General features: G+C 64.3%; 3 protein-coding genes. All 3 read left to right on the top strand.

The genetic code is table 11. The features are described from left to right. Window positions 1–1622, top strand: a 1622-nt coding sequence (locus tag AC1D00_RS33200; RefSeq protein WP_477013574.1) for a caspase family protein, incomplete at its 5' end; no start/stop codon positions are given. Then, complete coding sequence (locus tag AC1D00_RS33205) at window positions 1613–1930, top strand: hypothetical protein (protein WP_404559205.1); 318 nt, start codon at window positions 1613–1615, stop codon at window positions 1928–1930. The genes AC1D00_RS33200 and AC1D00_RS33205, both read left to right, overlap by 10 nt. A 69-nt stretch (window positions 1931–1999) precedes the next feature. After that, window positions 2000–3227, top strand: a 1228-nt coding sequence (locus AC1D00_RS33210; RefSeq protein ID WP_477013575.1) for a caspase family protein, incomplete at its 3' end; no start/stop codon positions are given.

The raw sequence follows: 3227 nt of genomic DNA on the forward strand, positions 1-3227 counted from the left end.
ACATGCGCCGGTCGCTGCGCGAGTTCGCGGGCCGGACCCGCGATGCCCAAGTTGCCGTCATTTACTATGCCGGGCACGGCATCGAGCTCGACGGCACGAACTATTTGATCCCCACGGATGCCGCGCTGGAAACCGACGGCGACGTGCTCGACGAGACCGTCGCGCTCGACCGGGCGCTCTTTGCGGTGGAGCCTGCCAAGCAGCTTCGCCTCGTCATTCTGGACGCCTGCAGGGACAATCCGTTCGCCAAGACGATGAAGCGCACGGTCGCCTCCCGCGCCATTGGCCGGGGTCTCGCCAAGATCGAGCCGACCAGCCCGAACACCATGATTGCCTTCGCCGCCAAGGCGGGCTCGACTGCGTCAGACGGCGACTCCAAGAACAGCCCGTTCGCCGCCGCCCTGGTCGAGCGGCTGCCGACGCCAGGGCTCGATCTGCGCAAGGCCTTTGGCTTCGTCCGCGACGATGTCTTGAAGAACACCGGCTACAAGCAGGAGCCCTATGTCTACGGCTCGCTCGGCGGCGACGACGTGCCGCTGATCGCAGCGAAGCCGGTCGCCACCGGGCCGCAGGCAAATCCCCAGGATGCAGTTCGCCGCGACTATGAGCTGGCGCTGCAGGCGGGTGATCGCGACGCATGGGAAGCGTTTCTCCAGACCTATCCTGAGGGCTTCTATGCGAACCTTGCGCGGGTGCAGTTGAAGAAGATCGGGGCCGAAGATGCGCGCGCGGCCGCAGCCGAGAAGGCCAGGCAGGCCGAAGACGAGAAGGCGCGGCTCGTCGCGGAGCGAGCCAAGAAGGCCGAGCAGGACAAGGCCGCAGCCGCCGCCAAGGCAGCCGAGGACGCCCGGCTGGCGGCCGAGAAGGCCAAGCAGGTCGAGGAAGCAAAGGCTGCCGCAGCCGAGCAGCGGAGGAAAGATGCCGAGGCCGCCGTGGCCAAGGCGCTGGCCGAGAAACAGGCCGCCGAGAAGGCGCTCGCCGACAAGATCGCGAACGACAAGGCCGCTGCCGAGCTGGCTGCAAAGCCAGCAAATGACAAGGCGCAGGGTGAGCAGAAGGTCGCAGCGGTAACCCCAGCTCAATCGTCGCCCAGTCTCTCGCCGCAGGAGACTGCAAAGCTGGTGCAGTCGGAGCTCCGTCGCGTYGGGTGTCTGGCGGCATCGGCAGACGGCGAGTGGAATGCCTCATCGCAACGTTCGCTGACACTGTTCAATAAATATGCTGGGACAAAGCTCGACGCCAAGCTCGCCAGCKTCGAGGCGCTCGACGCCATCAAGGCCAAGCCCGGCCGGGTCTGCCCGCTGGTGTGCGATCACGGCTTCAAGGCCGAYGGYGAYGCTTGCGTSAAGATCRCCTGCCGCGCCGGCTATCGCRTCAATGACGACAATGAATGCGARAAGGCGCAGGACAAGAAGCCGGTCGCGACCCGCGATGACGCCAAGAAGCGGGACGACGAGAGGAAGAAGAGCGAGACCACGCCGGCGAAGCCGCAGGCGACGGGACAATTGATTTGCAATAATGCCGGCTGCCGTCCCGTAAAGCCTGGATGCCGGGTGGTGCCCTATCAACGGTTCAAGCACGGGACAAATAGCACCGGTGAAGCACAGGAGGAGTGCAATTAGTCTATTCGTCAGCTGCTACCCAACCAACAGCCAGCGTTCAACGAACGTTTTTTAGCACTGTACAACCGGCGGCCGCCGAGGTTGCGGTCATTTATTACGCCGGGCACGGCATTGAATTGGATGGGACGAACTACCTGACCATCGGCAGCGTTAGCATTTTCGTATTTTTCGAAGTACCTTTGACCCGTCGGGCAAATCAGGAACACCAAACCAGAGCACAATGGGGTCAAGAGGACGCCGACCTGACGCGGTTGCGCATCTTCCGGCGGGACGGAATTGCCCGGATCGCCGCACCGATGTGTGACTGATATCACTGATCATAGATTGCACTTGGGCATTGTGCGAGTAATCTGACGCTATTGCATTCGGGGGCTGGAATGCGGCTTCGGCTGTTTGTTTTGCTAATTCTTGCGACCTGRCTTGGGACCGGTTCTGCGCAGGCCGAGAAGCGCGTCGCGCTCGTCATCGGCAATTCGGCCTACAAGAGCGTCCCCCGGCTCACCAATCCCGTGAACGACGCCACCCTGGTCGGCGGCATGTTCAAGAAGGCCGGCTTCGACGATGTCGATGTCAGGCTCGACCTCAACGCCGCCGACATGCGCCGGTCATTGCGCGAGTTCGCGGGCCGGACCCGCGATGCCCAAGTTGCCGTCATTTACTATGCCGGGCACGGCATCGAGCTCGACGGCACGAACTATTTGATCCCCACGGATGCCGCGCTGGAAACCGATGGCGACGTGCTCGACGAGACCGTCGCGCTCGACCGGGCGCTCTTTGCGGTGGAGCCTGCCAAGCAGCTTCGCYTSGTCATTCTGGACGCCTGCAGGGACAATCCGTTCGCCAAGACGATGAAGCGCACGGTCGCTTCCCGCGCCATCGGGCGCGGYCTYGCCAAGGTSGAGGCGACCAGCCCGAACACCATGATYGCCTTCGCCGCCAAGGCGGGCTCGACKGCGTCRGAYGGCGACTCCAAGAACAGCCCGTTCGCGGCAGCTCTGGTCGAGCGTCTGCCGACGCCAGGGCTCGAYCTGCGCAAGGCYTTYGGCTTCGTCCGCGACGATGTCTTGAAGAACACCGGCTACAAGCAGGAGCCCTATGTCTACGGTTCGCTCGGCGGCGACGACGTGCCGCTGGTCRCAGCGAAACCRGTCGCGACAGGGCCGCAGGCAAGCCCCGACAGCGAAATCCGGCGCGACTACGAGCTRGCGCTCCAGCTTGGCACGCGTGAAGGATGGACTGCCTTCCTCAACCGCTTTCCGAATGGMTTCTACACCGATCTCGCCAAGGGCCAGTTGAACAAGATCGCCGCCGAAGAAACCCGCACTGCGGCCGCAGACAAGGCTCGGCAGGCAGAGGAGGAGAAGGCGCGGCTTGCGGCGGACCGCGCCAAGAAAGCCGAGCAGGACAAGGCGGCTGCCGCCGCCAAGGCCGCCGAGGATGCCCGGCTGGCGGCGGAGAAGGCCAAGCAGATCGAGGAGGCCAAGGCGGCCGCGGCCGAGCAGCGCAGGAAGGATGCCGAGGCTGCTGCAGCCAAGGTGCTGGCCGACAAGCAGGCCGCCGAGAAGGCGCTCGCCGACAAGGCCGCTGCCGAGCTGGCTGCAAAGC

It is taken from the genome of Bradyrhizobium sp. P2_E8, from assembly GCF_056403875.1.